The sequence below is a fragment of the Mycobacterium sp. E3305 genome (genome assembly GCF_001666785.1).
In the GTDB taxonomy this organism is placed as follows: Bacteria; Actinomycetota; Actinomycetes; order Mycobacteriales; family Mycobacteriaceae; genus Mycobacterium.
In genome coordinates this window covers 1-649 of sequence record NZ_LZJA01000239.1, presented here as the reverse complement: position 1 = coordinate 649, position 649 = coordinate 1, and the positions used below count along the sequence as shown (strand labels likewise).

Genomic DNA, 649 nt, shown 5'->3' with positions numbered 1-649 from the left:
CGCCGACGAGCCGCACGTTGCTGTCCCGCGGGTCGTGCAGCTTGAGCTCGAGCCGCAGGCCGAGGCCGTCGCGCATGGCCAGGGGCACCTCGAGCCAGCTCGGGGTGGTGATGACGACGTGGATGCCGTAGGCGAGCCCTACGTTCACCAGTTCGCTCACCTTGGCCAGCAACGGATTACGGGTGTTGAACTGGTCGGTGTTGTCCCGGCCGAACGCGTACAGGTTGTCGATGACCAGGAACACCTCGCCGTAACCGTCGTCGGGCGCGGCGCCGTGCCTTTCCCGGAACATCTCGCGCCGCTGCCGAGACAGCAGCAGCTGCTCGAGCTCCCCGAAGGTGCGCCGGATGCGTTCGGGTTCCAGCGCCGAGGCGACGCTGCCGACATGCGCCAGGTCTTCCAGCGCCCGCAGCTTCCCGCCGCCGTAGTCCAGGCAGTAGAAGGTGACGTCGCGCGGCGAGTGCAGGCTGGCCGCCGACAGGATGAACGTCTGCAGCGCGGTCGATTTCCCGGACTTGGGGCCGCCGTGGATCACCATGTTGCCGGCCGCCGAGGTCGCGTCGAACACCAGTGGGTCCCGGCGCATCTCGAAGGGTTTGTCGATCTCGCCGAGCGGCCACTGCCACTGGCGCTGCGGCACCCCGGCCCG

Annotated in this window: 1 protein-coding gene; it reads right to left on the bottom strand. The window is 69.0% G+C overall.

Features of this window, described 5'->3' with window-relative positions; genetic code table 11:
- Window positions 1–649: FtsK/SpoIIIE domain-containing protein (locus A5701_RS22135; protein ID WP_255396805.1), on the bottom strand; the 649-nt coding region annotated here is incomplete at both ends.